The sequence below is a fragment of the Kitasatospora sp. NPDC057595 genome (genome assembly GCF_042800875.1).
In the GTDB taxonomy this organism is placed as follows: Bacteria; Actinomycetota; Actinomycetes; order Streptomycetales; family Streptomycetaceae; genus Kitasatospora.
Genome location: NZ_JBHVGL010000066.1, coordinates 1 through 1,632 on the forward strand (window position 1 = coordinate 1; position 1,632 = coordinate 1,632).

Genomic DNA, 1,632 nt, shown 5'->3' on the forward strand with positions numbered 1-1,632 from the left:
CCTGAAGAACCATATCGCAAATGCTAAACCTCACGTCTCGGATTCTGAACGTTTGAAATGGAATCAAGCTGCTACGGATGCGACACAGCTGCAAAAGGATTTACAGACAACGAATCTATCGCTTCAGGATGTTATCGGGGTTCAAAACTTCTCACAGAAATATGCATTAACGGATGCTGAAGGAATGCGGAAACGGTTGGCTTCAGCTGACAGCATATTCACCGCACCACCCGGTTTTTATTATGGGACAGGATGGAATCAACTACCGTTACCGGGTGACGCTTCTTGGTACTATCTCGACATTCTACCAGCGCCAAACGGTCTGCGGAAATTGGTTCTGACACGTTCCTATGATAATACGTCATGGATTGGTGTTATACACACTGACAATGTATTCAGGGGTTGGCGACAGCTGTTTACACAAAATGATTTTATGGCGCTCACATGGTATAACCTTCCGTTATTGAATGGAGCAAAGGCGTCAGGAAGAACACCGCAGTATACCCGCTGGGGAAACATCCTCATGCTAAAAGGTGACGTGGCGTGTGACCTCGGCGTTGACTTTGCACAATTGCCCGCGTCATATTCACCGTCAGACAAAAAGGCGGTCATGGCAACAGCATACGGAACGACAGGCTTCACAAAATTTTATATCAACACTGACGGTAAACTGGCGTTTGTCGGCTTTTCAGGAAACAATCAGTCCGCCGTGTCCAGTTGGTCATTAGACGCGGCAGTGCCTTACTAGGAGGGTTGGAGCAATGGAAATGATACAAGTATTCGTATATGATTCGGATTTCATCTTCGACTATCCTGAAATTGTTCCGGCTGATTCCGTACCGGATAATGCGACAACCGTACAGCCGCCGGGATATTGGCGGGCGCAATTTCAGAAGGATAGAAAACTATGGATTGAATCCGCTTCAGACGAACAAATAAATGAAATGAGACAACAAATGAGGGAGAGTGTAAAAGAATGAGTTTCATGGAGAATGTTGCAAGTGAAGCACAAAAATTATACGGTGTAAGTCGAGTTTTACCTTCAGTTATCACAGCACAAGCCATACATGAGTCAAATTGGGGCAAATCCGGGCTTGCTACGCGTGCAAATAACCTGTTTGGTATAAAAGGTATCGGGAACGCTGGAACCGTTCATATGGGCACGTGGGAGGTTTTAAACGGGGTCGATAAAACAATCAAAGCAGGGTTCCGGGCGTATAAGTCTGTTCGCGATTCTATCATAGACCTTGTGAACCTCTATAACCGTCTTGACCGTTATAAGGCTGTTGTCGGGGAAACGAACTATGTACAAGCTTGTGCCGCCATCCAAAAGGGTGGATATGCGACAGACCCGAACTATGCGAAGAAGCTTATCGCCACAATCGAAGCCCACGGGCTGACGAAATACGATAAGGTCGGGAACAAAGCCGCAGTGAAGGCGAAACCTGCCAAGTCGTCCGGCTCGACATATACCGTTAAGGCGGGTGACACATTGACAGCAATTGCAAAGAAATATAATACGTCAGTGAAGGAGTTGGCGAAAGTGAACGGTATTAAAGATGTTAATATGATTCGTGTTGGTCAAGTCCTGAAGGTATCAGGAGCCGCACCATCCGGCGGTACATTCTACAC

Annotated in this window: 3 protein-coding genes; all 3 read left to right on the forward strand. The window is 46.5% G+C overall.

Going from position 1 to position 1,632, the window contains the following annotated elements:
- A partial coding sequence (locus tag ACFU9E_RS35465; RefSeq protein WP_380715701.1) for a hypothetical protein occupies positions 1-748 on the forward strand: 748 nt, incomplete at its 5' end.
- A 13-nt stretch (positions 749-761) separates the two neighbouring features.
- Positions 762-980 carry a hypothetical protein gene (locus ACFU9E_RS35470; RefSeq protein WP_376642732.1) on the forward strand — a complete coding sequence of 73 codons (219 nt, stop codon included), beginning with the start codon at positions 762-764 and terminating at the stop codon, positions 978-980.
- A 5-nt stretch (positions 981-985) separates the two neighbouring features.
- The coding region (locus ACFU9E_RS35475; RefSeq protein WP_380715703.1) for a glucosaminidase domain-containing protein at positions 986-1,632 on the forward strand (647 nt) is incomplete at its 3' end.

Excerpts from the sequence above, each read along its gene's own strand:
- ACFU9E_RS35470 (WP_376642732.1), top strand. The coding sequence starts at position 762 with ATGGAAATGATACAAGTATTCGTATATGATTCGGATTTCATCTTCGAC.